At 34.4% G+C, this 25,497-nt stretch carries 21 protein-coding genes; all 21 read right to left on the bottom strand.

All coding sequences use genetic code 11. The features are described 5' to 3' along the window. Positions 1-984 carry a hypothetical protein gene (locus PHE88_11965; GenBank protein MDD5688534.1) on the bottom strand — a complete coding sequence of 328 codons (984 nt, stop codon included), beginning with the start codon at positions 982-984 and terminating at the stop codon, positions 1-3. Further along, the gene (locus tag PHE88_11960) at positions 984-1,709 is read right to left on the bottom strand and encodes a hypothetical protein (protein ID MDD5688533.1); all 726 of its coding nucleotides are present in this window, start codon (positions 1,707-1,709) and stop codon (positions 984-986) included. Before PHE88_11960 ends, PHE88_11965 begins: the two co-directional genes overlap by 1 nt. 20 nt (positions 1,710-1,729) lie before the next feature. Further along, positions 1,730-4,201 (bottom strand): ATP-binding protein, encoded by a 2,472-nt coding sequence (locus PHE88_11955; GenBank protein ID MDD5688532.1) that lies wholly within the window; start codon positions 4,199-4,201, stop codon positions 1,730-1,732. Next, positions 4,189-4,479, bottom strand: coding sequence for a hypothetical protein (locus PHE88_11950; protein ID MDD5688531.1), 291 nt, complete (start codon positions 4,477-4,479; stop codon positions 4,189-4,191). Before PHE88_11950 ends, PHE88_11955 begins: the two co-directional genes overlap by 13 nt. Positions 4,480-4,481: 2 nt before the next feature. Then, positions 4,482-4,778 (bottom strand): TrbC/VirB2 family protein, encoded by a 297-nt coding sequence (locus tag PHE88_11945; GenBank protein MDD5688530.1) that lies wholly within the window; start codon positions 4,776-4,778, stop codon positions 4,482-4,484. Positions 4,779-4,805: 27 nt separating this feature from the next. Continuing rightward, positions 4,806-6,752, bottom strand: a complete 1,947-nt coding sequence (locus PHE88_11940) for a hypothetical protein (GenBank protein ID MDD5688529.1) — start codon at positions 6,750-6,752, stop codon at positions 4,806-4,808. Beyond that, positions 6,749-10,987, bottom strand: a complete 4,239-nt coding sequence (locus tag PHE88_11935; GenBank protein MDD5688528.1) for a hypothetical protein — start codon at positions 10,985-10,987, stop codon at positions 6,749-6,751. Before PHE88_11935 ends, PHE88_11940 begins: the two co-directional genes overlap by 4 nt. A gap of 1 nt (position 10,988) precedes the next feature. Beyond that, positions 10,989-11,690: a tetratricopeptide repeat protein gene (locus PHE88_11930; protein ID MDD5688527.1), complete on the bottom strand. Its 702-nt coding sequence runs from the start codon at positions 11,688-11,690 to the stop codon at positions 10,989-10,991. 118 nt (positions 11,691-11,808) lie between these two features. Next, a complete protein-coding gene (locus PHE88_11925; GenBank protein ID MDD5688526.1) occupies positions 11,809-12,297 on the bottom strand; it encodes a hypothetical protein in 489 nt (162 codons plus the stop codon). Next, positions 12,294-12,461: a hypothetical protein gene (locus tag PHE88_11920; protein MDD5688525.1), complete on the bottom strand. Its 168-nt coding sequence runs from the start codon at positions 12,459-12,461 to the stop codon at positions 12,294-12,296. Before PHE88_11920 ends, PHE88_11925 begins: the two co-directional genes overlap by 4 nt. Before the next feature lie 14 nt (positions 12,462-12,475). Next, the gene (locus PHE88_11915; GenBank protein ID MDD5688524.1) at positions 12,476-13,054 is read right to left on the bottom strand and encodes a recombinase family protein; all 579 of its coding nucleotides are present in this window, start codon (positions 13,052-13,054) and stop codon (positions 12,476-12,478) included. 442 nt (positions 13,055-13,496) lie between these two features. Beyond that, a complete protein-coding gene (locus PHE88_11910; protein ID MDD5688523.1) occupies positions 13,497-13,697 on the bottom strand; it encodes a hypothetical protein in 201 nt (66 codons plus the stop codon). 8 nt (positions 13,698-13,705) lie between these two features. Further along, positions 13,706-14,134, bottom strand: a complete 429-nt coding sequence (locus tag PHE88_11905; protein MDD5688522.1) for a hypothetical protein — start codon at positions 14,132-14,134, stop codon at positions 13,706-13,708. Positions 14,135-14,199: 65 nt separating this feature from the next. After that, the gene (locus tag PHE88_11900; protein MDD5688521.1) at positions 14,200-14,349 is read right to left on the bottom strand and encodes a hypothetical protein; all 150 of its coding nucleotides are present in this window, start codon (positions 14,347-14,349) and stop codon (positions 14,200-14,202) included. Positions 14,350-14,606: 257 nt separating this feature from the next. After that, positions 14,607-14,894, bottom strand: coding sequence for a helix-turn-helix domain-containing protein (locus PHE88_11895; GenBank protein ID MDD5688520.1), 288 nt, complete (start codon positions 14,892-14,894; stop codon positions 14,607-14,609). 2 nt (positions 14,895-14,896) lie between these two features. Further along, positions 14,897-15,499, bottom strand: coding sequence for a helix-turn-helix domain-containing protein (locus tag PHE88_11890; protein MDD5688519.1), 603 nt, complete (start codon positions 15,497-15,499; stop codon positions 14,897-14,899). A 1-nt stretch (position 15,500) separates the two neighbouring features. Further along, a complete protein-coding gene (locus tag PHE88_11885) occupies positions 15,501-15,842 on the bottom strand; it encodes a hypothetical protein (GenBank protein ID MDD5688518.1) in 342 nt (113 codons plus the stop codon). A 196-nt stretch (positions 15,843-16,038) separates the two neighbouring features. Next, positions 16,039-16,230 carry a hypothetical protein gene (locus PHE88_11880; protein MDD5688517.1) on the bottom strand — a complete coding sequence of 64 codons (192 nt, stop codon included), beginning with the start codon at positions 16,228-16,230 and terminating at the stop codon, positions 16,039-16,041. After that, positions 16,227-22,313 carry a JAB domain-containing protein gene (locus PHE88_11875; GenBank protein MDD5688516.1) on the bottom strand — a complete coding sequence of 2,029 codons (6,087 nt, stop codon included), beginning with the start codon at positions 22,311-22,313 and terminating at the stop codon, positions 16,227-16,229. The genes PHE88_11880 and PHE88_11875 overlap by 4 nt, the downstream gene beginning before the upstream one ends. Before the next feature lie 179 nt (positions 22,314-22,492). Continuing rightward, a complete protein-coding gene (mobF, locus tag PHE88_11870; GenBank protein ID MDD5688515.1) occupies positions 22,493-25,153 on the bottom strand; it encodes a MobF family relaxase in 2,661 nt (886 codons plus the stop codon). Between the two features lie 159 nt (positions 25,154-25,312). Further along, on the bottom strand, positions 25,313-25,497 hold a 185-nt coding region (locus PHE88_11865), incomplete at its 5' end, for a hypothetical protein (GenBank protein ID MDD5688514.1).

Genomic DNA, 25,497 nt, shown 5'->3' with positions numbered 1-25,497 from the left:
TTACCTCCTAGGCTGTTCTTTATGTTCAGTATCTTTGGAAGACGACCCTCTGCCTCTCCAACCAGAAACCCGGTCTTTTACATTACTGTATGTTTTTGAAATTCCTTTTACTGCAGTATTTCCTGTTTTAATTGCGGGAGCACTATATCTGGTAACGAGCATTGTTGCTGCACCTATAGCCAGACTTCCAATCTCGCCTAAATTTTCACCTGATATTATTTTAGCGGTAATCATAGGAACCAATACTACAAGGGCGACATATATAAGACAAACTGTTATCCATGGCAACATATCTTTCATAGTTTGTCCTTGTTGGTAAGCCCAGTTCTCAATTTGTAACGAAACCATTGTTGCCTGCAATATACGAAGTATTATAATCCAAGCAGAAATTTGGAAAACGGCAACAAGCCACCCCTTTAGTATTACCTTTGTGTATCTGAAAAGGTTTAAAACAATAGCAAAAGGACCAAAAACATATAAAATTGCAAGCAATAAGTAGCGAACAGACAAGAAAATACTTTCAATAATGCCGACAAGGATATAGAGTATACTTAAAATAAGAATTTTCGGTTGTAGTATAGCCAAAGTGGCGTTTATTCCACCGAGAACTTTTCCTGTTGCACTATCTCCAACGGTACCCTTGATATAAGAATAACTTTGTGTTGTAATAAAGTCTATGAGTGAAGAAAATTTACTCATGTCACACAAAGACATTCCTATCGCTTCACACAATGCAAGAATTTTCATAAATATATGTCTATACCATGCAAGAGCGACAAAAACAAGGATTGCCCTGAATATGGTCTTATACCAGTTGATTTCATTGTCACCACCAGGCGAATGAATAGCACCGGTTAACTTATCCAGCACATGCAAAGCGAACATAAGCGGGAAAAGAATATATGCGATTGTTTTAATACACAGATAAGCTGGCATTACAGCTTCCGGAATGCTTAACACTTCACAATAGGGCGCAAATATCATTATTTAGGTACCTCCTTCAGTATTTGGTAGACATCTTTTTTAGGTCGCTGGTTGTAAAGTTGGGCATTGTTGGCTTTTATGTTTTTAGCTGAATTTTCCTCGTTTCTAAGCCATTCCAGCTGTCTTGCCGCATCTTGTTGTTTCTGTTCTGTTCTTTCCTCTAGGAGCGACTTAATGCCCTTGTCAATTCCTGAAAGATACCTCAGAAGAAGCAAATCTCTTTCTTTGTTATATATATTTTGGTCTTCATCAGTCATTTTTGTTTTTTTGGATTTTTCCGTCAATTTTTTTAAATCTTCATCCCTTTTTTTTCCAATAGCATCTATTTCTTTTGAATAATCTGTTTTATTTGTAAGATATGTATTTGCGCCCGTAACCCATTTTCTGACATATGCGGTGTCATCAGGATCGGAGTTCATATAATTTTGTAATCGGCTGTAGGTGTTTGCATTTGCGCGGTCAATATCATTTTTTATTTGTTCCGCATAATAACCACCAATCCCGCCCTTATGTTCTGACATACTTTTTACATCTTCATAATATTGTTTACTTTGGTTATAATTTTGAAGCATAATTTTAGTTTGTACTACCATTTCATTTTTCACAAACGCTTGATATATCGCGTCGTACGCGTGATTAATATCCTCAGTAAAACCAAACACCGCAAAAGCATTTGTTGAACAAACCATAAACATCAAAAGAAGAACAACAAAATATCTTTTCATTATTTCACCTCATTTTCTACTTATTTTATTCCTGCCAGTCCTTTTATTATTTGCCAATCAGACCAGTCAGGATGTTTTTCACGCATTATATTTTCAGTCATTGTGTCATTAGGGTCAGTTGTACATATCCAATAATCTAATTTTGACGGATGGATTTTTATAACCCGATTATGTTCTGAAAATTTTAAGAAAACTTCTTTATATTTACCACTTTCACTGCGCAGATTTTTTACTTTTTCTATTTCCTGCTGATTAAGCTCAAACTGTGTAAGCAAGTCAAACCCTGTCTTTAACCGCAGAATATATTTTATAAAAGAGTTGGAAATTATTGCATTTGCGGCTTTAGTAGAAAGAAAATCTACCGGGCTTTGTGATATGGAAAGGATACCGGCGTTAAATTTTCTGGCTGTGCGATAGAGATTTTGAATAAGAAGAGACCCAACCTCGTCATTAAAAAATTTCCAGCCCTCATCAATAACAATCATTTTTTTGAGTGTTTTATCTTTTAATTTATTTTCAATTACAGAAGAGATTAAAAAGAATATGACGGATTGGAGATCCGGCTCTTCATTAAGTTTTTGTAAATCAAAAACGACTATTCTTGCATCTGCTTTTAATGAACTTGGTCTATTTAACAAACGGCCGTATCTGCCGGTAGTCCAAAATTCAAGATTTTTTCCGTATTCTTTTGCAATTTTTTTATCAGATTCGTCACCCTTGTAATTAAGTAGTTGATAATGTAGTGAATTTAATAATGGCGGGTCCATTTTACTGTGTTTATATGTCTCTGTTATAGCATTTTCAAATATTTTCTGTTCTTTACCTTCTAAACTAGGAAGCTTCAACATTTTTTGTATCAAATTGGTTAAAAAGGACACAACATCATTATCTAATTCTATTTCAATCCCAGCCTCTGTATCTTTACGTTTGATAATGGCCATTTCTTTTGACGGAAAAGGATTAAAGGCGAATTCTTCAGAAAGTTCTATTTCGAGATACTGCCCGCCAAACAGTTTACATAATTTTCTGTAACTGCCACCCACGTCAATTATTACTATATGATTTTTTTCAGATTCGATGAAAAAGTTAGTAAGAAGGAAATTTGTGGTAAAAGATTTGCCGCCACCTGTTTGTCCTAACACAAGACCGTGTTTTGCAGGTAATAAGGGATCAAAAAGATTAATTGGCAAAAGTTGGTCGTCTTCTGTTTGGAAAAGGATTTTCGGTTCTTTACTTCCAGTCCAGGACGCCGAAGTAGGTATCATCTGCGATACTGCTTCTGACTGGAAGACGTGTTTCTTGAAGTTCAAGTGGCTGTGATTTGGTAATACAGACAGAAAAAGCAATAGATGATTCATATCATCTATTATACCCTCAGATTCCCCAAGCAGTCGGAAAAGTTGAAGACAAGCATTTGTTTTAGCAGTGAGTTTTTCAAGAGTGCGTTCTTTTAAAACAACGGTAAATGAATAATTGAATAGTTTTTGGAATGTTGTTTTTATCTCGTCTATAAGTTGGTCGGCTTCATCTGATTTTGATTGTGCTTCATAATTTTTTTTGAAACCGCTTAGCTGATTGATGTTTTTTGCAATCGTTCCCGTAAGTTGAACTTGTTTAATAAGGTCGTCTTGATTGCTTGTATTTAAGGCAACAGAAACATCGCAGTCAGGACTTAAACATGACATAAGTCTATAAAACATAGAAAAATCTATTGTCTCCGGACGAATATGCAGATTTACCGCCCGATAATAATAACCGTCGATATATACATGGTCAAATTCGTTTTTGCAGGCATTGAAACATATTTGTGAGCGTAGCGTTTTCTCTTTATCTATTTTACCAAGCCCGAGAGTTTCAGCCCGGCCCGGATTCAAATGATTGTAAAAAAGGTCACTTATTGCTTTTTCATCTAGTATTATAGTAGGTATGCCTATTCCGTTTAACAAAGAAATAATACTTCGAGATATTTCTTTCAGTTTTTCAATTCTTACATCATGTATTCCTTGGGTTATTTTTTTGAAGTTATCGTTGATTATAGAAAACATAGGTGTTTTTAGTTTTTTTGTATCATTATTCGTCGATGTGGTTGTCAAAAACATAAAATATCTACGTGTCTGTGTAAAAACACTTCTTAGATGCTCTAATTTATTATCAACAATCAGTTTAGCTACATCGTCTGCAGGGTGTGTGGTGTCTTGGTATTCCTTTATTTTTTCTTCTGCACCTTTTGTAATTTTTACAAGAAATTGCAATGTCGTATTATCAGGCAAAGAGTGTAAGCAATTTTTTATCATCTGAAAATAATCTTTTAATTCTTCATCTGATTTTACAGTTAAGTCCGGCAGAATAATCTCGTATGCAAATGTCATTTGTAGATCTAACCCGACTATTGCTTCATCTTCTACCGCCCAAAGGTTAAGAAGTTGGTGTACGGACGGGAGTTTAGATGTTTGGAATATATCTCTGATAGTAGTCGGATTTATTTTTGGCATTTTATACTCCGATAAGCCGGGATATCTCTGGTGCTTACACCCAACTTGTTAGGTGTGGTCATAAAAAGCAAAAAAGCTTTTTCTGACCCGCCAGACCTATGTTTCAACTTTTTGCCGAGAAAAAACACCAAACAAAGCCAAACAAGACCTATTTTATATGAATTTGTACCACCCCATACCATTAAAGTGGAAACCAGTATTATACCCACGTCAATAGGCTGGAAACCAAAGAAAAATATGGTATTTGACAATGCTTTATAAGTGTATACTGGTTTCATAATTATTTAAATATCGCCTGTAGCAGGTCAACTATATTTTTTGCTGCAAAAATGATTATTCCTCCACCGATAACCTTGAGTCCTGTTTTGAACGCATTTTCATCGTGCATTGAAACTCTTATTCCGGTGAATATTAATCCACCAAGCACCGCCGCACCACCGAGAACTTTCGTTATCCAGTTAAAAAGATTACCAAGAGAACTTTCAATCTGTTCACCATAGGCAAAAGCAGAACCCTGTCCAACCGCCACAACAAAACCAACAACCAACAACCAAACAACAACACTTCTTTTACTCATAATACCTCCTTTTACATTCTACTGTAATTATGGCTTTTGTCTCTGTATTAAATTAGCGTCAAGTAAAGCATTTTCTAATACAGGCAAGCTTTCATATACAGTATTGAAATTTTTCAATTCTTCATATGTAGACAAAGATGTCTCATCCGTAGCAAAGTTAATAGCAGCTAGACAATACAGCTTATCTGAATATACATTATCTTCTATTGAATATTTTTTCTTTGCAAGATATTTCTTTTTTGCTATCTCTTTTTGGTCTTTTATACCCGTATCATCGGGACTTAATTTTGCTGCTTCTGAAAAATTAAAATATGCTTCATCCGGCTTATCTTCTCCAAGACATTTTATACCCTTTGTTACAAAGCTGTATACATACAAGTCCTTTCTGTCTTTTATTTTTCTTTTAACTGTTTTTGTTTGTTCTAACTCAGGTATTAACAGGTGTAGTTTTGTAAATTCTTTCTCTGCTCTATTAAAATCATTTTTTTCAAGCATAGAATTGATATTGTTTTCTATTCCCTGCGAATATTCATATATTACTTTGTCAATCATGATTTTATTTGGGTCTGCTTTTTTCACTGGTTGCGACACACGGTCATAAATATCGTCTAAAAATGTTTTTATATTTTTGTCTTCAGGGTTTATATCGAACGCTTTTAAGTATGATTTATACGCTTCTACAAAATTATTTTTACTTATATTTTTTCTCGCCTCTGTAATATAGACGTTCATTTTATTAGCAATGATTGTCTGTTCGCAAGTGTTCAATAATTGTTTTGCGGGCGAATTATCTTCTGGTTTGAGCGGTATCGCCTTTTTAAGTAATATAATTGCTTCTTCGTATTTTTCCAACTCGGCATATGTTGTTGCCTCTCTAAAAAACCTATCATATATCCTGCACGACTGTTGATATACCTTTTGAAATTCTTCTGTAAACGTGGGGGCAATTTTAGTTTCAATATCTTCTTTTTTACCAAACCTGTAACTAAAACCAATTTTGTGAAAATTAGTAAAATCTTTCGATACAAACGCATAATCAAGCTGAAAATCAGACAACAAGAACCCCAAACCTGCAGTTAAACCCTGTTTCCAACCAAGCCTAAACATTGCGAATTCATAAAGCATGTATTGTACACCAAAGGAATACAACAGGTTTTTATCAGAATAAGTTAAATCTGTTGCAATCAAAATATCGTCATATGATAATTTATCTTTAATCTTACTGTATTTTGGAAAAACAGTCATGCTACCGGAAAGCCCAAGCTTAACTGCGACCGGCAAATCTTCTTTTGTATCAATCATTTTCATACTCACCTGTAACGGATTCTGAAACAAAACACCCGAGTTAATAACGATTTTTCTTCCAACTGGATTACCGGTCATGAGAAGTTGTTTTGCTAACCCGATATCTAAACCGAATCCGGTTCCGTTTTCAGTGTTCATATTATAATTAAGCCATTTCAAAGACCCACCATAATTTAATTTTATACTATTAATATATCCTGCGTATGCACCGTAAATCGCCATCTGGTTATTTTCTGTTTTGGTTTCCACATCATCTATCTTTGTTCTAACTTCAATGTTTCCTCTATAAAATTGAGTTCCTGCAAGAGCAAAAGCGCTGTTGTCTCCCGCAGACGAAAAACCAACAAAATCATACCTTGCGGTATCAAACAAAAACCAATGATTTGCCGATACTTCTTCGCCGTCAAGTTTGCCAAGCAGGGCAGGATTATAATAAATAACCGACATATCATTTCCGTAAGCAGTAAAAGTATCACCCATTGCCATAGCGGCAACACCAGGACCATAGCTTAAAAAATTACTTCTATATCCTGTTGCAGCAAAAGAATAATTCTCAAGAACACACGAAAAACAGAAAAATACAACCATCAGAGGTAAAACGGCTCTCATAAATGCAATTATCGACATTTTATTTAATGCCTTAATGGTTTTGTACCCTATGTTTTTCATTTTATCACTAAAATATAACACTTACTTGCCCCTTCGATTTTTTCTATTCTACAAATATATGACCCATTAAACAAAGTATTACCTTTATCATCTTTACCGTCGTAGTAAAACTCATTTGTTCCTGCTACAGCATCGATATCTTTCTGATATATTAAATCACCATATTCGGAATAGAGCCTTAGTTTCACTATTTGAGGACTGTTAACTTTAAACACTATCCGAGTCTGTTCTTTGTTTGGGTTAAATGGGTTAGGGTAATTAAATGTCTTGTTAGAAGACATATCAAGTGTTTTAAAACTCCACACAGGACTTTGAGTAACCACTCCAAAGGAATCAACAGCATCAACATTCCAAAAATATGTTCTGCCAGCTACAAGATTTCTTAACACACATGAATTTTGTGTTCCTTCATAGATACTGGACGAATATTGTAGAGATTTTTTTATTGAAAGGTTATAATTGCCTTCTATCTGAGGACTGCTGAGATATAACCTGTAAGTAATTGAATCATTATCATCATCAGAGGCAGACCACCTAAGAGTAACCAACGAAGACGCCACGGTCATACCGTCAATAGCGTCACCCGATTTGTTTTTTGGTATTGTGGGTGGGGTAGAAACACAAAGGGTTCTTGACGGTGTTGTTATTGTTTGCCCACTCCATAAATCCAAGACAACAAAATAATATGAGTAATTATTACTGCCTACTGGAAAAGACATAACATGCGAACACACTTTCCCATTAAGATATTCAGAAGAAGCTTGGCTCATTGTAAATGGGCTATTAGATATCTCTGTTCCGTTTTTAGAAATATGTAATAAACAATACCCATACTCAGGAGCATCGTTTTCCGTATCAGTGTACATTATTCTGAATGAAAAATTATCAACAATTGGTGTACCTATAGTTGGGTAAACCCCAGACGCAGAATAATGTTCTTCGTTTGTCCAAGATAACGTCGGCAATGTATTATTTCTTGTGAAATTTTGATTTGTTAACACTGAATATAGATTTGTATGTACCCTGTTACTTGGCGTAAAAGAATAATACGCAAAACTTGAAGGTGTTATAGTGTAATTAAATCCTGGAGTTAGTCCTGTAAATTGGTAATAACCCACAGAAGAAGTTATAGCCGTTTGTGTATTGACCCCATCAGACAAAACAACGGAAACGTCTTTCATACCACTTCCTGACGGGTAAAAACAATAGCCTTTTATTGAAATCTGAGTATCAGGACCAAGCCCTGTTATTGCAGTTGCTTCTGTTGAAAAAATGTCTTTTGCCTGAAAAGTGTATTCATAATAACTGCACGGACTAAGTAATGTAGACGTAGAATAAATCGCTCCGGTATTATATGCTCCGGAAACATAATTCATTGTTATTACCTTAACTGTGTAATTGCCTGATGATATTATAACTCTCGGATATCCAACCGCCGGGGAATCATTGTCAGAATCAGTATATTTAACTCTGTAATCAATTACAGCGGTATATGTACTTATATCTGGTTCTATGCCATCACTTTCATATCCTGCGTCACCTGTCCAGGACAAAACCGGAGCAGCAGTTGTTCTTGCGTAGTCCTGGTTCTCTTGGTGTGTCTGTGTATTTGTGTATACTCTATTTGCTGGACTAAAAGAATAATAAGCAAAACTTGAAGGCGTAACCGTATAACTCATTGTTGTAATCAACAATTCGTAATATCCACCTATATCAGTATAAGTAATTCCAGACTCATCGCCAGAAAGTGTTATTTTAACATTGGGCATTAAAATATTGGCCGAGTCTCTTACATAACCCCTAACCCACGTTTTTAATCTCGGGCCGCTTTTCAATAAATCACTTGCAGAAGTGTTGTAAACATCCTTTGCCTGATAAGTGTAATTATAATAAGTACAGGTATTTAACAAGGTAGACGTAGAATAAATCGCTCCGGTATTATATGCTCCGGAAACATAATTCATTGTTATTACCTTAACCGTATAACTACCCGATGATATTATAACCCTTGGATATCCAACAGCAGGAGCGTCTATATCCGAATCAGCGTATTTTATATTAAACGTAAATGCTGTAGTAGAAGTACCAATATCCGGGCTTACTCCGTCTGCTTCGTATCCCGCTTCTCCTGTCCAGGACAAAACCGGAGCAGCAGTCGTCCTTGCAAAATCCTGATTTTCTTGGTGTGTTTGTGTGTTCGTGTATACTCTATTTGCTGGACTGAACGAGTAATACGCAAAACTTGACGGCGTAATAACATAACTCATAGTTGTAATTAAAAATTCATAGTATCCAGAGGTGTTTGTGTATTGCGTAGATGTTTCAGAACCCGATAAATCTAATTTAACATTCCCCATTGGATTATTGTTGGTATCCTTTATATATCCCCTAGCATATGTTCTTATTTGCGGCCCGGAATTAGATATTATATTTGCCGATGCGTTCCAAATATCATTCGCTTCAAAATAGTAAGTATAATTAATGCCAGTTGAGAGAGATATCGAATATGAATAATACGCTCCGGTATTATAATTTCCCGCCATATAAGACATTGAAAAAGGACTATTAGAAATTTCAGCCCCGCCTTTCTTAATATGCACCTTTGGATAGCCATTCGCAGGAGCGTCATTATCGGGGTCAGTATATTTAACTCTATAAATACAAGCTACCGTTGAAATGTTAATATCCGGACTCACACCATCACTTTCATATCCTGCTTCACCTGTCCAAGTAAGGACCGGCTGATTACTCACATCAGGTGCATCTACTTCTGATGGTGAAGTTGATGATGTATTCCATATATCATATGCTTGGAAAGAATAAGTATAATTTGCCCCCGTAGATAGCAATGTCGAGTAAGTATACAATTTTCCATCAATACAGTTTACATCGTTAGAATCAACTTGATTCATAATAAAAGGGCTTCCTGCAATATTTGTTCCACCTTTTTTTATATACAATTCCGGGTTTCCCGTTTTAGGCAGGTCGTTATCAGGGTCGGTATATTTAATTCTATAAGTAAATACAGTATTTGTAGAACCAAGAACTAAATTTAATCCGTCTGTTTCATACCCCGATTCTCCTGTCCAAGATAATGCCGCACTTGCTGAATTATTTACTCTTGTATAGTTTTGGTTAGTTTGATTTGCCTGTAAATTAGTATATGTCCTGTTACTCGGTGTAAATGAGTAATAAGCAAAACTTGATGGGGTGACGGTGTAGCTTTGTCCGTTTGTTAAGCAAAAGTAATAATATCCTGAACCAATAGTATTTATTGATGTTCCGGTTCCGAAATCTTGAGCGACCATGACGTTTTGCATACCATTACCTAAAGGGTCTAGGACATAACCAGCAATACTACTTTGTACATTTGGACCAGTACTTGAAAGGTCAGTAGCAGACAACCAACCATCTGTAGCCTGAAAAGTGTATTCATAATAACTACACGGACTAAGCAACGTAGAAGTGGAATAAATCGCTCCGGTATTATATGCTCCAGAGACATAATTCATCGTAATTACTTTAACCGTGTAACTACCCGACGATATTATAACCCTCGGATATCCACTTGAAGAAGCGTCGTTATCAGCATCGGTATATTTTATCTCATATATATAAGTATTTGTTGAAGTCCCGATATTTGAACTTATTCCACCTGTTTCATATCCTGGATTACCAGACCAAGATAAAACAGGTTTATGTTCTCCAACAAGAACAACATCATCGACCCCACCATAAACATGAGCGGAACCATCATACGTATAATGACGAAATCTAAATTTTATAGCAGAAGAGGGTATTCCACTTATTTCCTGATGTACCCAATTAGCCGGAGCATAAGAATTCCCATCGGTTCCAGTAGACCACAATACATGCCATGAAGAATCATAATATTCTAATGTAAAATTTCCATATGCAGGGGAGCTTCCTGACCAACCGGCCGTATTCCAGATCGCATTGTTTTTTATTTTTGCATCATCATAACCCGCTAAATTTATACTTTTTTCCATATAATTTGTTGCATAATTGTTACCATAATTTGTCTCATAAGCACAACTAGACGCACTCACATATGTTGATGTATATATGTCAAAACTTACCCCACCACCAGTGTTATATACTGTCCATCCCGAAGGAAAGCTATCCATATTATCTGAAAAAATTTGAGTGCCGATAGCACACAATGTAATCGGCCAGAGAAAAACATATAAAAAAAGTAAAAAAGGTTTTTTCATTTTAATCTTTTAAATACCGCAAATCCTTGATTGTATCTTTTTGTTTACTGGTATAAAAATATCCTCTTTTTTCTAATTCAAATAATCCTGAGGTGTTATTTAATAATGACTGCAATTCCTTTGCTTGTTTAAAATAATATTTTGCTTTAACGAAGTTAGTTTGCTTCATATTTACAAAAGCTATTCCTATTAATACATTCCATAATTTAGAATTTATTTCTTGTGCCTTTATGAAATTCGACATTGCTTTTTTATAATCACTTTTCTCAAAATAAAAAAGTCCTCTATTATAATATGCTCCTACATGTTTTGGATTAAGCTCTATCGTTTTATTATAGTCTATAATAGATCTGGCGTAGTCACCTTTCTTGGTATATGCAAGTCCTCTGTTATAATAGGCAGCAGTAAGCCCAGGATTAAGCTCTATCGTTTTGCCATAGAAAACAATTGCTTTCTCATATTCCCCTTGTGCAAAATAACCATTACCTAAGTTATAATAGGCTACCGCCTTATTATTATAGCCATCTGAATTCTGCCATCTTCTTATTGCGTTAGTAAAACACTCAATCTGTTTTGTAGCATTAGTTTCTTTAAGACCTCTATTGCCCCAATATACAAAATTCCTATATTTATTATATTTATAAAAACCACATATTAACAAAATGACTAAAGATATCAAAACTATTATAAGTATTTTTTTCATTTTATAGTTTTTTCTTTAACGGTACAAACATGTTCATAAAACGACCCTTTAATTTACACTAAAATAGATTTTTGGGTGTCGTCTGAAAGGGGACCGGCTTTTTAGACACCCCTTTTTCTTACAGCGAAAAATCTAACCCTTTCTTTTTTTGCATGTCTTTTGATTCAAGTAAAGCCACATCCATCCTGTCTTGCGGTCTGTCAAAATGTTTTTTTAATCTTATTAAATCTTCTTTTGATATAACGTCAACCGTAAAACCCTCAACTGGTTCTGTTTTTTTCTTTTCCCAAGCCTGTTCAAAAGTAATTATCTCCTGAGATGTCCATACTTCAATTTTAAATGCTTCGCTTTTTATTTCTATCTTTTGGTTCTTTCTCATCATTGTTTCCGGCGGAATCGTTTCTCCGGTAAATTCTTTTAGCGCAGCACTTAACTTTATGGTGTTTTCTTCGGTTTGCCGAATCCACGTATCCATATCTTTGGTCGCACGGGGTTCTTTACTATGTATCATTGTTGCATATGCACCAATGATTAAGTAATCCACTTTGTTTTTGCCAAGTATCTCGAGAAATCTTAAATATTCAGTAGTATAAGGTATATTTGTCATTTTGTTAATGATATTTTATATATGTTTTTAATTTTACGAATATCCTTCTTTAATACCATAATATAATAGTTAAACATTATTTGTTCGGCCATCCGGAAAACATCTTTTATGGTTTTCTCTGTTTTATCAGAAGGGACTTGTTGTTCTATAAATTTAATTTCCATATTTAATCTCTGTACTATAAAGCAGCTATGAATGTTGGGCTGACCTTAAGGATTCTGGACGTTTTTCGTATTCCAACACCGCTCTTTAATAACCGTTTTGCTTCTTTTCGGATTTTATCCGAATATCTTGGTCTGCCAATTTTTTTGCCTTCGGCGATTGCTCGCCTCATGCCGGATTTTGTTCGTTCGGATATTTTTTCTCGTTCTATTTTAGCCAAAGTTGACATTATTGATATTACTACGTCGCTGAATTGTCCTAATGAGGAAAAATAAGATTCTTGATATGACACCCAGTCAATACCTATGTTTTTTAATTCTTGTAATTTCTGTAATGTATATAATGTACCGGCTCTTGAAAAACGAGACAAGTCCCAAAAGAGAACCACATCAAACAGATTTTTATGGGCATCTTTAAAGAGTTTATTAAAACCTGGTCTTTTGTCTTCGCGGGTTTCTTTTCCGGTTACAACATCTGAATAGGTGTTATAAATTCTCCATTTATTTTTAAGAGAATAGGCGGTTAAATCCCTGATTTGATTATTTAACTCTTGACCCACCGTAGAAACTCTGACGTAAATTGCTGTTGTTTTCATTTTATTTTTTCTAATCAGCACTTCAACATTCACCTCTTTTTTTCTTTTGCAAGCGATATTTAACAGTATTTGTTATTTGTATTACCCAGTTACTCGTTTTCATTAAATAGTATAATAAAACCGAAGCAGAAAGATTAAGTAAAAAGTTAGGTATTAATTTATTTAATGGCCAGTGAACAAAAAATAAAATTAACGTAGTACAAATATTAAAAAAAATAGCATAAAACAATGTATATTTATATGAAAAGAATATACTACATGATTTATTATTTATACGAGCGTTGTGTTGATAAATTGTAGACCATAAAAATAACACAGGAAAAAACATTAAAGAAACAAAAGTAACACTATCAATAAAAATTTTTAACACAATTCCCACCCCCAAATACCCCCATTTTACCGTTTTTCATCGGATTAGAAGTATATAAGTTATTCATAAATATTATTTAGAAGCATTGTCTTGTTCCCATGGATAACACCCTGACTTTCTTTTTATGTTTCTAAAATAAACTACTACTGCTATTCCTGAACCTGCTAATGATAACGCTATCAACAATAGGCTATATAACACATTGTGGACATATTTATAAATAATCACTCCCAGCACCACATCTATTAGTCCCACCAAATTTGGAAAGTTCATACACCCACCTATTTTTTCTCGTATGCAAGTTTTAGTTTATTACATTTAGATATTATTAAGTTTAATGAATTAATAATATCTTTATCTTTAGGGTCTAACACAAACACCAGAGAATCATATTTGCTATAATCATAACTGAGCGATTCGCCGCTGGTACGCATTAGAATAGTGAAATCTTCTCCCTTTACTCCATAAAGTAACGCATGATTTCTTTTAACCATTTCTTCACCCACACCATGCTTTTTCCAAGATGAAAAACCATCGCGGGTGGCATCAGTATATAATGTAACTAATACAGCAGACAAGAAAATAAATATAAATATATAAACACCATAACGACCCAAAAGACGGTCTAAAAAAGTACGTATTCCAAAAATACCTGCAACTAAGAAAAAAACACCAATTCCTAAAATTACAAATAGAATATAACCGTACACAATAGCCTCCTGACAAAATAAAATATCAAGGATTACTTTTTATTTTACTTTTTCAGTATCAATTTTCAAAACCGAATAGCTTTCATTATACGAAAAGCTTTTTTGTGACCCCCTGATGCCGCCTCTATTATTCTGTTAAATGTTATTTCTCTGCCTAGCCACAGACCTATTACTAATCCAACAACAAACACAGCAACTAAAAGCAATATGCCCATTATTTCTTTCTCCTTACTTAGTATTCTATACTAAGTCTTATTACCCTATCTTTTCCTTTTCTTTTTATATTCATTACCGCTAAACCATTTATCTTTCTACTTTGAATATAATAAAAACAATCTTTTTTATAGCCACTACATTTAAAACAGGCATCATATACTGAAAACGACGTAATACAGAAAGTCCAAAAACATTTATTCATCGCACGTTTGATTTATTGGTATTAATTAGTTTATCTTGTTCTCTTTTATATTGATTATTGTTTTACCCACCTCTTTTTAGAAGAAAACCCTTGTTTTGCTTTTTTAATTAACTGATGTAAATTTAATATCTTAATTCTATATGTTAAAGAATTTCTATGAATGCCTAATTCTTTTGCTGTATTTATTTTATGCCAATTATTATTCTCTAATGCTTTCATTAAATACTGTTTCTCAAATTCAGCCCAGGCTTTTCTTAATGGCAATCCTTCGGGAATTGCATATCTTTCACACTTTTTATAATGCTCTGTGTATATTTTTTCTTCTTCTAATTTATGTTCCATTTTTATAAACCCCCAAATCTTCCAATAATTTTTCCTAAAATTATAATCTTTTGTTCATATGCTGTACTTTTTTCTTGAATAATAAAGGCATTTTGTATTTTTTTTGAATTTGTACCGTTTGGAACAATTATATGAGGTTCAGTTTCATGAGGTTTTAAAGCCAGCGCAAAATCATCTTTTTTTATTGTCGGTTGCTGACGGACGATAATAGAATCCCCTTTTTTAATTCCTGCATCAATATTTGAATCATCGTTGACTTGCCAAACGAATGTGCCGTCCTGTGCGATTTCTTTAGGTAATGATATATAGCCCTTGATATTTTCTTTTAATATTATTGGTTCACCAGGTTTAATTTTTTTGATTATAGGAAGCGCTATAATATTTCCTTTGTCGATTGAGATATGTTCTTCTAAAAAGTATGAAAGAGGTACATTGAAAAATTTGGAAATTATTTCTAATAGCTTTTTAGAAGGAGAACTAAATCCGGATTCGATATGGGCGATATATTTAGGTACAACATTAACTTTTTGAGCAAGTTGTTTTTGCGTTAGACCTTTCTGCTTTCGTAATTCACGAATCCTTTCACTGATTAAAGTTTTTTTCATCTTATTTTAAATCACTTTCTAATATAGCCATTGCGCTGCCAGGATTCTTAAAACCTTGCTTTTCCATCATCCCTTTAATATTTCTCTCTAATGTGTCTGGATTGGTTCTGCCCCATTCATACAATTTGGGCATATCTTCTTTTTTAATTTCTTCACCAAGAATTATTACTTTTTTTTCTTTTTTCTCATCCGTTTTTTCTTTCCCCGGATTTGGCAATTTCCCTTCTTTCCGTAGTTCCCTTCTGTCCAGTTCATCTCTTAAATCCTGTTCTTCCATCTCTTTTTTCCGCACGTCCATATCTTCTAATATTTCGTCTATTGATTTATCCGGTGCTTTTTTCATTTGATACCTCCTCACCTTTTAATCTTTTTCTGTTCCCACTATTATTATAATATATATGCACTTGCTTGTCAAGTGCTTTTTTTACTTTTTAAATATTTTTCTTTTTAGGTAGCGACTTATACCTTTTATTCCGTCACTGGAACCCTTGTTTTGCTTTTTATTCTACTATAATAGAACATCGGTATATTACCCCAGATTATTTATATAATTTCCACTTATACCATTTTTCTACGGCATATTCTTTGTTTGTTTTATTGCCTATAAGAATCAACCAGTTACTCCCGATATATTTAATTATATAATATCTATCATTCCCTGTTATATCCCTGTTTGTGATTTTGTCCTCTATCTTAAATCTAAACTTAGAAACACATTTACCTTTTTTCATATTTCTAATCCCATTGAGTTTTCTTTTTCGTTTTGAATGTTTCTAATAATTCCTCTTTTATCTTCATCGGGTACACTTTTTAAAACTTCTTCTTTGTTGTTTTCTTTATTTGAACAATATCTCGCAGCCACAATACAATCTTCAGGATTTAGAGAATATTTGTTCAAAATAGATTTACCTGTTTTACTGTTAAGAATCTTTCCGACTTCTACTTTTTGTTCCGGAGTTATATTATTGATTTCATTCAATAATTTTTCTGTCTGTTCCATTTTATGTTTCATTTGTTTAGATTCCCAAGCCAATCCTTTTACGCCTTCCAAAACAAATTCATTATTGATTATGATTTTATGTAGATACGTTGGATTTATTTTTGATGCTTTTTCAATTCCCAAATCTCCTGTCATCTCATTTTCATATTCATGTCTTTTTTCAGCAAGCCGTTCGTCATTCGCAACATTTACACTATGGTTAACTCTATCAGATTCCCTCACAATCCTTTCATTTGATACTCCTTGCGGTTTTATAATAACATCCTCTTTTGAATTTAACAATTCACCTTCTACTACTATTACCCCAGGTGGAAGCTCTTCTCCGGTTTTGGGGTCATTTTTAAGATACTTTTCTACATCACCAAAACTTTTTCTGCCAATATAAAATTTTGCATTAAGCCCTACTACGTCATCGTTTGCTTGATAACCCATATTATTCATCTTTTTTAAAACTCCGGTTAGTTGCTCTGTGACTTCTTCTACTTTTGCGTCTCTTGGTAGTACTCCCCACATTTCATCACCGGAAGGAGACCCAACCGTAGCGCCAGTCTTGGAAAACTCATTGACAAATACTTCAAGAGCTTTTTCCACTGCACCATCAGCAATTTCGCGACCATACTTATTGTTAAATTCGTACAGACCAGATAAATCCCCTGCTATGATTATAGGCCGTATTTTCTGTTCTTTATATTTTTTTAGTTCTTCTCTTATTGTTTGGACACCGGGAACATTATCTAAAATTTTTTCGTAGGGAATGCCAGTATCGTCAAATTTAAGTATTTTTCTTCGGTCTAAAACATTCTCACTTTTATAAACAGCATTGTTTTCTTTTACGACTTCCCCTTCTTTCTTTTGTTGTACTACCCTTAATTTATCTTTCATTAAAACGAAAAATGTTTTATTTTCTTCTTCTATTTTTCTTATTTCATTTGTAAAATCATTGGGTATAATCTTCGCTTCTACTTGTTCTTTTTTTGCATTTTTAATTTTTCTCTCATATTCCTTTTCTATACTTTCTATTTTTTTCTCCGGTTCCTGTAATTCTGCTTTTAATTTTACTATTTTATGAGCAACGTCTTTTTTATCAATACCTTTTAATTTTTCTTTATGTGTTTTTAAAGTTTCTTCATACCTCTCAATTTTGTTTTCACGGTATTTAATTTGACTTTTTAAGTATTCTGCATCGGAAGTTCTATAATTCTTATAATGCTCAATGTATTCTTTTTCTCTTTCTATTTTTTCTAAAATAGTATCTACTTTCTCGGTTATATTTTCTAAGAAAGCTATTTCAGATCGCGCAATAAGCAATTTGTTGTTTTCTTCATTCAACAGAAGTGTTTTTTCAGCCGCAAAACGTCTCGCGGGGTCAGTTATAAGGTCAAGCTTGAGTTCACTGAAATCTAATTCACTAACATCACTTTCGTTTGTATTGTCTGTCCTGACGTTCTGTATTCGTTTTAATTTAGTTTCCAATTTCTGAAATATGAATGGGTCAACGCTATTTTCAATGAGCGGGAAAGTGCTCCTTACATTTGCCCACTTATTACCATAACGCCACAATCTGCCCTCCATCTGTTCAAGGTCAAGCGGATTCCAAGGTAAATGAAGCGTGTATAAATCAGTAGTATTTTCTTGCAAATCAATCCCTTCTTTTATAGTGTCGCTTCCGATTAGAACCTTTATCTGTCCAGCATTAAACCTGTCCCGTATATCATCTATAGCATTATCACTGTTGTTATGAATACCTGAAATAATTTCCACCTCTTCTGGCTTGTATCCCACTTCCTTAATAAGATATTCTTTTACCAACGTGTGATATTCTACGCCCCGTGGCATATAGATAATTTGTCCGGTATTTTGTTTATCTTTCTTGACTTGTTTTATCGCCTCTATTACAAAATGTATTTTTGGGCTTGCTTCGATAAACTCCTTGTAACTTTCAGGCGGTTTCTCACAATACCGGGAAAGAAACGGGCTAAGCGTGATATTCTGCAACTCAGTTATGGCGACAATTGGTCCGCCGGCATCTTTATCGTCAAACAACTCTTCGGCTTGCAACATATACTTTGACTGTAGCTCAGTCGGCCTAATAACTACCGGCTTTCGTGCTTTTTCTGGCCTGATTATACCAAGCTCTTCACCTGTTTTGAAATCATAATATTCGTTTATCAAACGTCTTAATTGTCGTGCATTTTTGAATCTTTCTATAATATCTTCTTGTTGAAGAGTTCTGTCCGCTTTAATAACAAAAGATGTTTTCATATCCATGAATGCCGTCATAAATACATTGACATTTTTAAGTCCACTTTCTTCCATTCGTTTTTTGGCAAGAAGGCTAAGCATAGAATAATATTCCATAGGACTGTTAGTAAATGGTGTGGCAGTCAGAAGAAAAACCCCTCTATTGTTATATTTATTAAGAATGTACTGTGTAGCAAGATAAGTTTTGATACCACGTGCACTTGAGCGACCACCACGAACACTGCTGTATTCATTAGCTTCCCCTTTTTCTATTTTTGCAGAGGTAAATATATTTTTATACCTATGCGCTTCGTCAAGTATTATATGGTCAAACCCCAAGTCCTCAAAATATACTTTATTGGTTGTACCTTTTATAGCAGTACCAACAAGAGTATCTGTGCGAGCCCCTTCTGATGCTGATTGTCTTTTTGTTGAATTTATCCCAGAAATAACATCTTGTAATTTATAAGTCATCTGTTCGTAAGTATCTTGCTTAAACCCTAATTTATTAAGCCCTTCTACTGTGATGATACTAATAGTGCCAGGTTCAATTTTCAATTTAGTTATATCACCTTTGTATTTCGCACCCAAGTTAGACAGGTCATTAATTTTAGCATTTGGGATTGTTTCGCATATTTCTTTTATCCATTTATGATAAACATTTTTCGGCACAGCAAAAAGCGGTTTTTGTATCCAACCCCGAGATAACAATTCATTAGTTGCAATAATGCTTGTAAGCGTTTTGCCAGCACCGACCTCATGAGCAAGACAGCCGAGTCCTTTATTAACCAAAAATCCCGCACCAGTATATTGACAATTCCGTAATTCTAAAGGCTTATTCTTAAAAGTAGAAAATACATTTGATAGTAATGGGACTTTACTATAATCAGGCATAGCAACAGCATTCCTGCATCTATTATATGCTTCCAGTAAAACAACATGTTCTTTTGTTGTTAGTTCCTCTTTAATATATTTGTTAAATAATAGGTTGGCAACACTTCGTCGCCGTCTGCGAACATCAGCATTACGTACAGGGTCACGTCCAAGAACAGGCCTATTTTCAATATACTGTAAAACTTCCCATTCAGAAGAATTGAGAAAAGCATCATCAGACAAAAATTCTAAATAATGTTTAAACTTATCTTCTAATGTTTGGTTATCAGAAAACGCTATTTCTTTTGCTAATACATCTATCGGAGATAATTTTAAATCAGCTATTTCAACAGACTTAGGCAATACGGTAAGTAGTTTTTCTTTTTGCCTTATATAAACCGACTCCGACAAAGAACTTGTGTCACTTTCCAATTCGTCTAATTTTTCATATATATTGCCTTGACAATAATTAAAGTCATTGTAGTATTTACCATTATAATAATTGAGTTGTTTATCATAATCTTTTCTGTCTGTTAGTGAATTAAGCCATTTTGAATCAATTTCCCCGGTGGCAGTTGTATGTAACCATAATTCTAATTCTTTTTTTGAAATATCATTATTTTTAACAGGAATTATCTTATCTTGCTTTTGGTTAATAATAAGCGTAGTCCCGATTTTTTTCTTTTCTTTAGGTTCAGTGGTTGTTTTTGTTGGTGTTAAGACTTCCAATGTATCTATTTTGACCTTTTTGTCAATATATTTTAAAAGTTTATCTTCATCTGCTTTTTCAGTCTCATAATTCAAAATATCATTTATATTGCCTTCAACATATTTTTCCAAACCAAAACGCCCTTTCCTTTCTTTTTCCAAACCAACAATTTTATTAGGATTAGAGACAAAATATGAATCATTATTTATAGATTCTAAACGATTTTTTATTATTTCTATATCTTTTGTAGAATTTTTCTTAAATATAACGATATCAGTACCAATATCAGTTGTAGGAAAGATTGCATTTGGAAGTCGGTGAGCGTCCAATAAAAACCCTAATTTTGAAATTTCTTCTTTTGCATAATTATTCTTTTTCCTTAAAAATCCGGACGGCATAACAAAAACTACAATTCCGTCTTCTTTTACAAGCTCAAGCGACCGCTTTAAGAAGTATTGGTCATATTCATGAATAGAGGGTTCTTCACCAAGACCCTTATACCTGCCTCTGTGGTCCCCATATGGCGGATTCCCGATGACAAGGTCATAGCTGTTAGTAAATTTATGCTGAATTTTAGTACCCCTTTCATCCATGAAGATAGATTCAAAAGGTTCATTAAATATTTTTACCGAACAACCATCGTTTTCAGTAAGTAACGCATGTGCTATTTTAGATGATATAGGACTGACTTCATAACCCGTAATAATTGTATCCATATTAAAGTCACGACCATAAAGAAATGCGCCCTTACCTATTGAAGGTTCAAGAATATTCAACGGTTCTTTCATATCTACATAATTATCAATTATCTGCCATATTTTCTCTATAACGGGTATAGGTGTGTAATATTCGTCAAGCAATCCTCTGCCTTCCGCACCCTGTTTTTCAAGACCGCCTGAACCGGTATACTGCATAAGAATATTTTTCTCATCTTCAGTAAATGTATTTTTTAATTTTATTAGTTCTTCAATTTGCTCATTAGTAAGATGCTGATTTTTCTGTTCTACTGTCTTTTTTTCAACGACTTCTTCTTTATTTTGGTATTTGTCAAAATCTTCAAAAATATCATATTGATATTTAACTTGTTTTTCGGCAACCGCTTCCGTTCGCGGATGATAACCGCCACTTTTATATGACTTATATGCGAGGCCTTCACCCTTTTTATAAATATTAATATAATCCAACATCTCTATATCAGTAAGATTTGCGTCGTTCTTCATATTTTTGATTTTATCAATAGATAATTCATAATTAGAGCATACTATAAAACTGGCTGCATTTGAAAGAATGGCCGTTTTGTGAAGATGTGTGTTGGATATAGAATCTTCACTACCACCCAATGCCTGTAAGGAAATAATCTCATTTCTTGAATTAAGAAATAAAGCAAAAGCCATGGGAGTATCTTTATTAAAAATAGGTTTAACAATATCATAAACATCTTGAGGTTTTTCTATTTGCCCTTCATACAAAATACTTGATATTTTATTAACAGAGATTTCCAATTGGGGAAACCTATTAAACTCTAAAGATTCTTTTTGGGGGATAAGAAAATGAGAAAAATTAGCAGCACTATCCATACACATACATTCTTTATCGCCTATGGTAATATGATAGAGAACCTCTACTCCCAGCATCTCACCAACCTTCATCAGTCGTTTGGTAAGTTTAATATCATCTTCTGAAAAAGTCGGGTCTCCGGAAGGATGGTTATGAACAAAGATAATCTTTTTGGCATTTAAAAAGAGGGGGGATTTAAAAACTTCCCGAGGATGGACAAGGGCAGAATTGAGGGTTCCGATAGAAACCACCTCTGTGCCAAGTATTTTATTCTCTTTATCAAGAGATAGGGTCACAAGTCTTTCTCTATCGGTATTTCGTAGTTCAGAAAAAAGAATCCCCACATCATCCGGGCTAGCGATATGTGTGGCATTGCATTGTACAAAACCCGTTTCTTTTAAAGTAAGATGAATACTGGATTTCGATTTATACATTATTTATATTCCCTCGATAAAAACACAAAGGCAGCATATTCTTTAAAGAATATATTATGTGGGTTTGTGATATGAGTTTTTAAATATGTTTTTATAAGATATGATATTTTCATCGCACGTTTGATTATAATGTATTTATTGTAGCATAAAAACCTGTGCAAGTCAATAAATATTATATTCTATTGTTCTGGTGTTCTACTGTTCTGTTGTTTTTCAATTACTGCTCGGTTTTGAACAGCTGGTTCTTGATATTTTGTCTCTTTAGATAAGTTTGCCCTTATATTATTCCATAGTCGCTCTTCGGCAGCGATTGTGTCCTGTAGGGTATATGACTCGCTTAATGTGTCTCTTGCATGGGTTTTTATATCTGCAAGTTCTTTCAAATACTCCTTATCATCTGTGAATATTTTTATATCATCTCTCGCCCTGGTAATGTTTACATATTGGTTTCTCATGTCGTTTAGGGTAGGGACCGCAGTGTCCGATTCAACTACAACTCTATTATATGTTTGTCCTTGTGCCTTGTATGTTGTTAAGGCATACCCATAATCAATGTTTTTGTATTTATCCGTGTCTATTGTGATTTTTCTTTTGTCCTCTAATTCAATTTTGAGATATCTTTCATCCAATCCGATTATCTTTCCTCTTTCACCGTTCCGGATGTCGTATTCTTTATAGTCATTTTTGCAAAAAGTAATGACGTCGTTTTTTGCTAATTTAAGTTCTCTTTCATGCTCTATGCCATCGCTGTCGCGTCTCACCATTTTATAAGATTTACTTTCACTGTTGTTTAATTTACCCTGACTCGTTAATTCAAACCTTATCCGGAGATTTATTTCGTCTTTCGCCGCTGTTGTCCCTGTTATTATAAGAGTATCAGAATTATAAAGCTCTGCAATCTTTTGCCGTCTGTCCTGACTGTCTGAAACTTCCACTATGTCGCCCCTCATGTCTAAAATATCCAAACTTTTACTCATCTGTCCAGTACGGGCATTTTCAACAGCTTCCTTCAATTCTTTATCTCTTTGACGAAAGTTTTCAGTTAAGTTTATTAAATCTCCTGCTTGTCCCGAATCGTTTACCAACCGCTCAAATACCTTACCTGCAGAAATAGATTCTAATTGGTTACAGTCACCGACTAAAATGACTTTATCGTTATTCTTATTAGCAATCTTAAATAATTGGGCAGCTGACCGGCTGTCAAGCATGCTTGCTTCGTCAATAACAATAACCCTATTCTTTTTATGTTCCTTTTGTAAAAGAAATGAACTAACTGTAGTAGATTTTATTCCTGTTTCTTCTTTAAGGTTCTTCGCGGCTACTCCTTGCATTGCCAAGCCGATGACTTCTATGCCCCTTTCTTTGTAAAAATCGGCAGTTGTCTTCAATGCCGTTGTCTTGCCGGCTCCAGCGTCACCTTGAACAATAGTCAAGCGTGTGTTTGATGTAATCATCTTTTGTACTGCAAGTGATTGAAGTTCTGATAATGTTCTTAACCCTGCTTTCAGTTTTTCTTTACGTTGACCTTCGATTATCTGTGATGTCTGCTCCGGTGTGTATCTTTCCCAATTGGATAGCTTAAGCCCTGTCTCGCTCATATATTCTCTTTCGGCTTTCATCATTTCCCAGGATGTGTACCTTTCATCTTCAAGTTGTATGATATGCCCTATCTGGACTTGATGTTGTAGTCTGTTTGTTGCCTCTTTGTAAGTTATGTCTTCGAACTGACCACCCCGCATGAGTTCGGTTAGATATTCGGTTATAACTGCCTGTTTTGAAACAGTAGCACTTTTTTCTGTGGCACGGCGAATCGCCAGTTGCCATTTTTCAAGGTCTGTTGTGTTGTTTCTGTATCCATTACGTTCTTGATATGCCTCTATGGACCATTCAGCTTTTGTGGCCCAGACCGTCCGTTCTTTCCCTACTTGTTCCCTGTTTTGATTTTCGTTTTCCTTATTAGTCCTGGCTAATCTCTGTTGCCAGTTTGTTATAATATCATCTTTATTTACCGTAGGTTCTTTTTCTTTTCGGGTCTTCCGCCAGGCATCCATATCTAACTTTCCGTTCGCTTCGGCTTCAAGTATCTGTTTCCGGCGGGTTGAAAATTCCACTTCAGCAGTTAAAGATACTTTATCTAATCGCCACTCGCCATTTTTGGTATATGTTATATTGTAGCCCTTTGCTTTTAACCGGTTAGCAAGGTTAGTTCTATAAACTGCACCCCATAATTTATTGAAGTCTCTGTTTAGTATTTCACGGCTCCATAACCCCATTATTTTATCTTTATGTTTTGTTAAGTTCATTACTACAACGTGGGTATGCAGGTGGGGGTCGTGTTCTCGGCTGAAGCCATCACGGGCTGTTACATAAATCATTTTTCCGGTATGCCAGCTTGTTCGTGAAGTTGGTCTGGCAACACTATGGTTCTCTTCAATCTCCTTCATTGTATCTAAGACCGCTTGGTCATGTTCTTGAATTATTAAAGGATCTTTGTCTGAAACAAGCCCAGCGATACTAACACTCTTCGGGGCCGAAAAGGTAAGGTCAATTCCTGTGACTTTGTGCTTCTTGCTTTGTTGGTTTCCTGATGAGTCTCTGCCGTGCAATAGGTTTCGAAACGTCGCTTCATTTATTTGTTGACCTGCCTCTAACCCCATATCTTCACAAAGCTTGCCATGAACCTTGACATACTCAAGCGATTCTTCTCGCTCAGGGTGAAAGCCGGCTCTTATAATTTGTTTTTCATCTTCTGTTGCCTGCTTGAAGTAATAGTTTTCCTGCCCGCTGTGATAAGCGGCTATTGATTCAGGATTGCCTGTTAATTTCATTGCTGTTAGCATATTATGTTCATTTCATTGTATAGCGTATTTGGCATCTACACAGTTGTGTCTTGGTGCATACTTTAAAAGGCTTTAAAAAAAACAGATAAGGAGTATTTTATAAATAGTGTTTTACAATTCTACACCTGCTGATTTTATGTTATTTATCAATACTAAATCTTATTTAACTGATGCCAGTTTAAGTTCTCCGTTTAATTGTTTCAGTGCTTTTTCAAAGGATACTCTTTGTTTTTTAAGAGGTGCTATTTCTTTATTTAATATATCCTCTTTTTCTTTAACCACATTATATTTTTTTTGAATTTGTGCTGCAAGGTCTGCTGTTCCTTTGTGTGAAAATTTAACGC

The organism is Elusimicrobiota bacterium (genome assembly GCA_028718185.1).
GTDB lineage: Bacteria > Elusimicrobiota > UBA8919 > UBA8919 > UBA8919 > JAQUMH01.
This window is presented reverse-complemented; position numbering and strand designations above follow the sequence as displayed.

Excerpts from the sequence above, each read along its gene's own strand:
- PHE88_11965 (MDD5688534.1), bottom strand. The coding sequence starts at position 984 with ATGATATTTGCGCCCTATTGTGAAGTGTTAAGCATTCCGGAAGCTGTA.
- PHE88_11960 (MDD5688533.1), bottom strand. The coding sequence starts at position 1,709 with ATGAAAAGATATTTTGTTGTTCTTCTTTTGATGTTTATGGTTTGTTCA.
- PHE88_11955 (MDD5688532.1), bottom strand. The coding sequence starts at position 4,201 with ATGCCAAAAATAAATCCGACTACTATCAGAGATATATTCCAAACATCT.
- PHE88_11950 (MDD5688531.1), bottom strand. The coding sequence starts at position 4,479 with ATGAAACCAGTATACACTTATAAAGCATTGTCAAATACCATATTTTTC.
- PHE88_11945 (MDD5688530.1), bottom strand. The coding sequence starts at position 4,778 with ATGAGTAAAAGAAGTGTTGTTGTTTGGTTGTTGGTTGTTGGTTTTGTT.
- PHE88_11940 (MDD5688529.1), bottom strand. The coding sequence starts at position 6,752 with ATGAAAAACATAGGGTACAAAACCATTAAGGCATTAAATAAAATGTCG.
- PHE88_11935 (MDD5688528.1), bottom strand. The coding sequence starts at position 10,987 with ATGAAAAAACCTTTTTTACTTTTTTTATATGTTTTTCTCTGGCCGATT.
- PHE88_11930 (MDD5688527.1), bottom strand. The coding sequence starts at position 11,690 with ATGAAAAAAATACTTATAATAGTTTTGATATCTTTAGTCATTTTGTTA.
- PHE88_11925 (MDD5688526.1), bottom strand. The coding sequence starts at position 12,297 with ATGACAAATATACCTTATACTACTGAATATTTAAGATTTCTCGAGATA.
- PHE88_11920 (MDD5688525.1), bottom strand. The coding sequence starts at position 12,461 with ATGGAAATTAAATTTATAGAACAACAAGTCCCTTCTGATAAAACAGAG.
- PHE88_11915 (MDD5688524.1), bottom strand. The coding sequence starts at position 13,054 with ATGAAAACAACAGCAATTTACGTCAGAGTTTCTACGGTGGGTCAAGAG.
- PHE88_11910 (MDD5688523.1), bottom strand. The coding sequence starts at position 13,697 with ATGAACTTTCCAAATTTGGTGGGACTAATAGATGTGGTGCTGGGAGTG.
- PHE88_11900 (MDD5688521.1), bottom strand. The coding sequence starts at position 14,349 with ATGGGCATATTGCTTTTAGTTGCTGTGTTTGTTGTTGGATTAGTAATA.
- PHE88_11895 (MDD5688520.1), bottom strand. The coding sequence starts at position 14,894 with ATGGAACATAAATTAGAAGAAGAAAAAATATACACAGAGCATTATAAA.
- PHE88_11890 (MDD5688519.1), bottom strand. The coding sequence starts at position 15,499 with ATGAAAAAAACTTTAATCAGTGAAAGGATTCGTGAATTACGAAAGCAG.
- PHE88_11885 (MDD5688518.1), bottom strand. The coding sequence starts at position 15,842 with ATGAAAAAAGCACCGGATAAATCAATAGACGAAATATTAGAAGATATG.
- PHE88_11880 (MDD5688517.1), bottom strand. The coding sequence starts at position 16,230 with ATGAAAAAAGGTAAATGTGTTTCTAAGTTTAGATTTAAGATAGAGGAC.
- PHE88_11875 (MDD5688516.1), bottom strand. The coding sequence starts at position 22,313 with ATGTATAAATCGAAATCCAGTATTCATCTTACTTTAAAAGAAACGGGT.
- mobF (MDD5688515.1), bottom strand. The coding sequence starts at position 25,153 with ATGCTAACAGCAATGAAATTAACAGGCAATCCTGAATCAATAGCCGCT.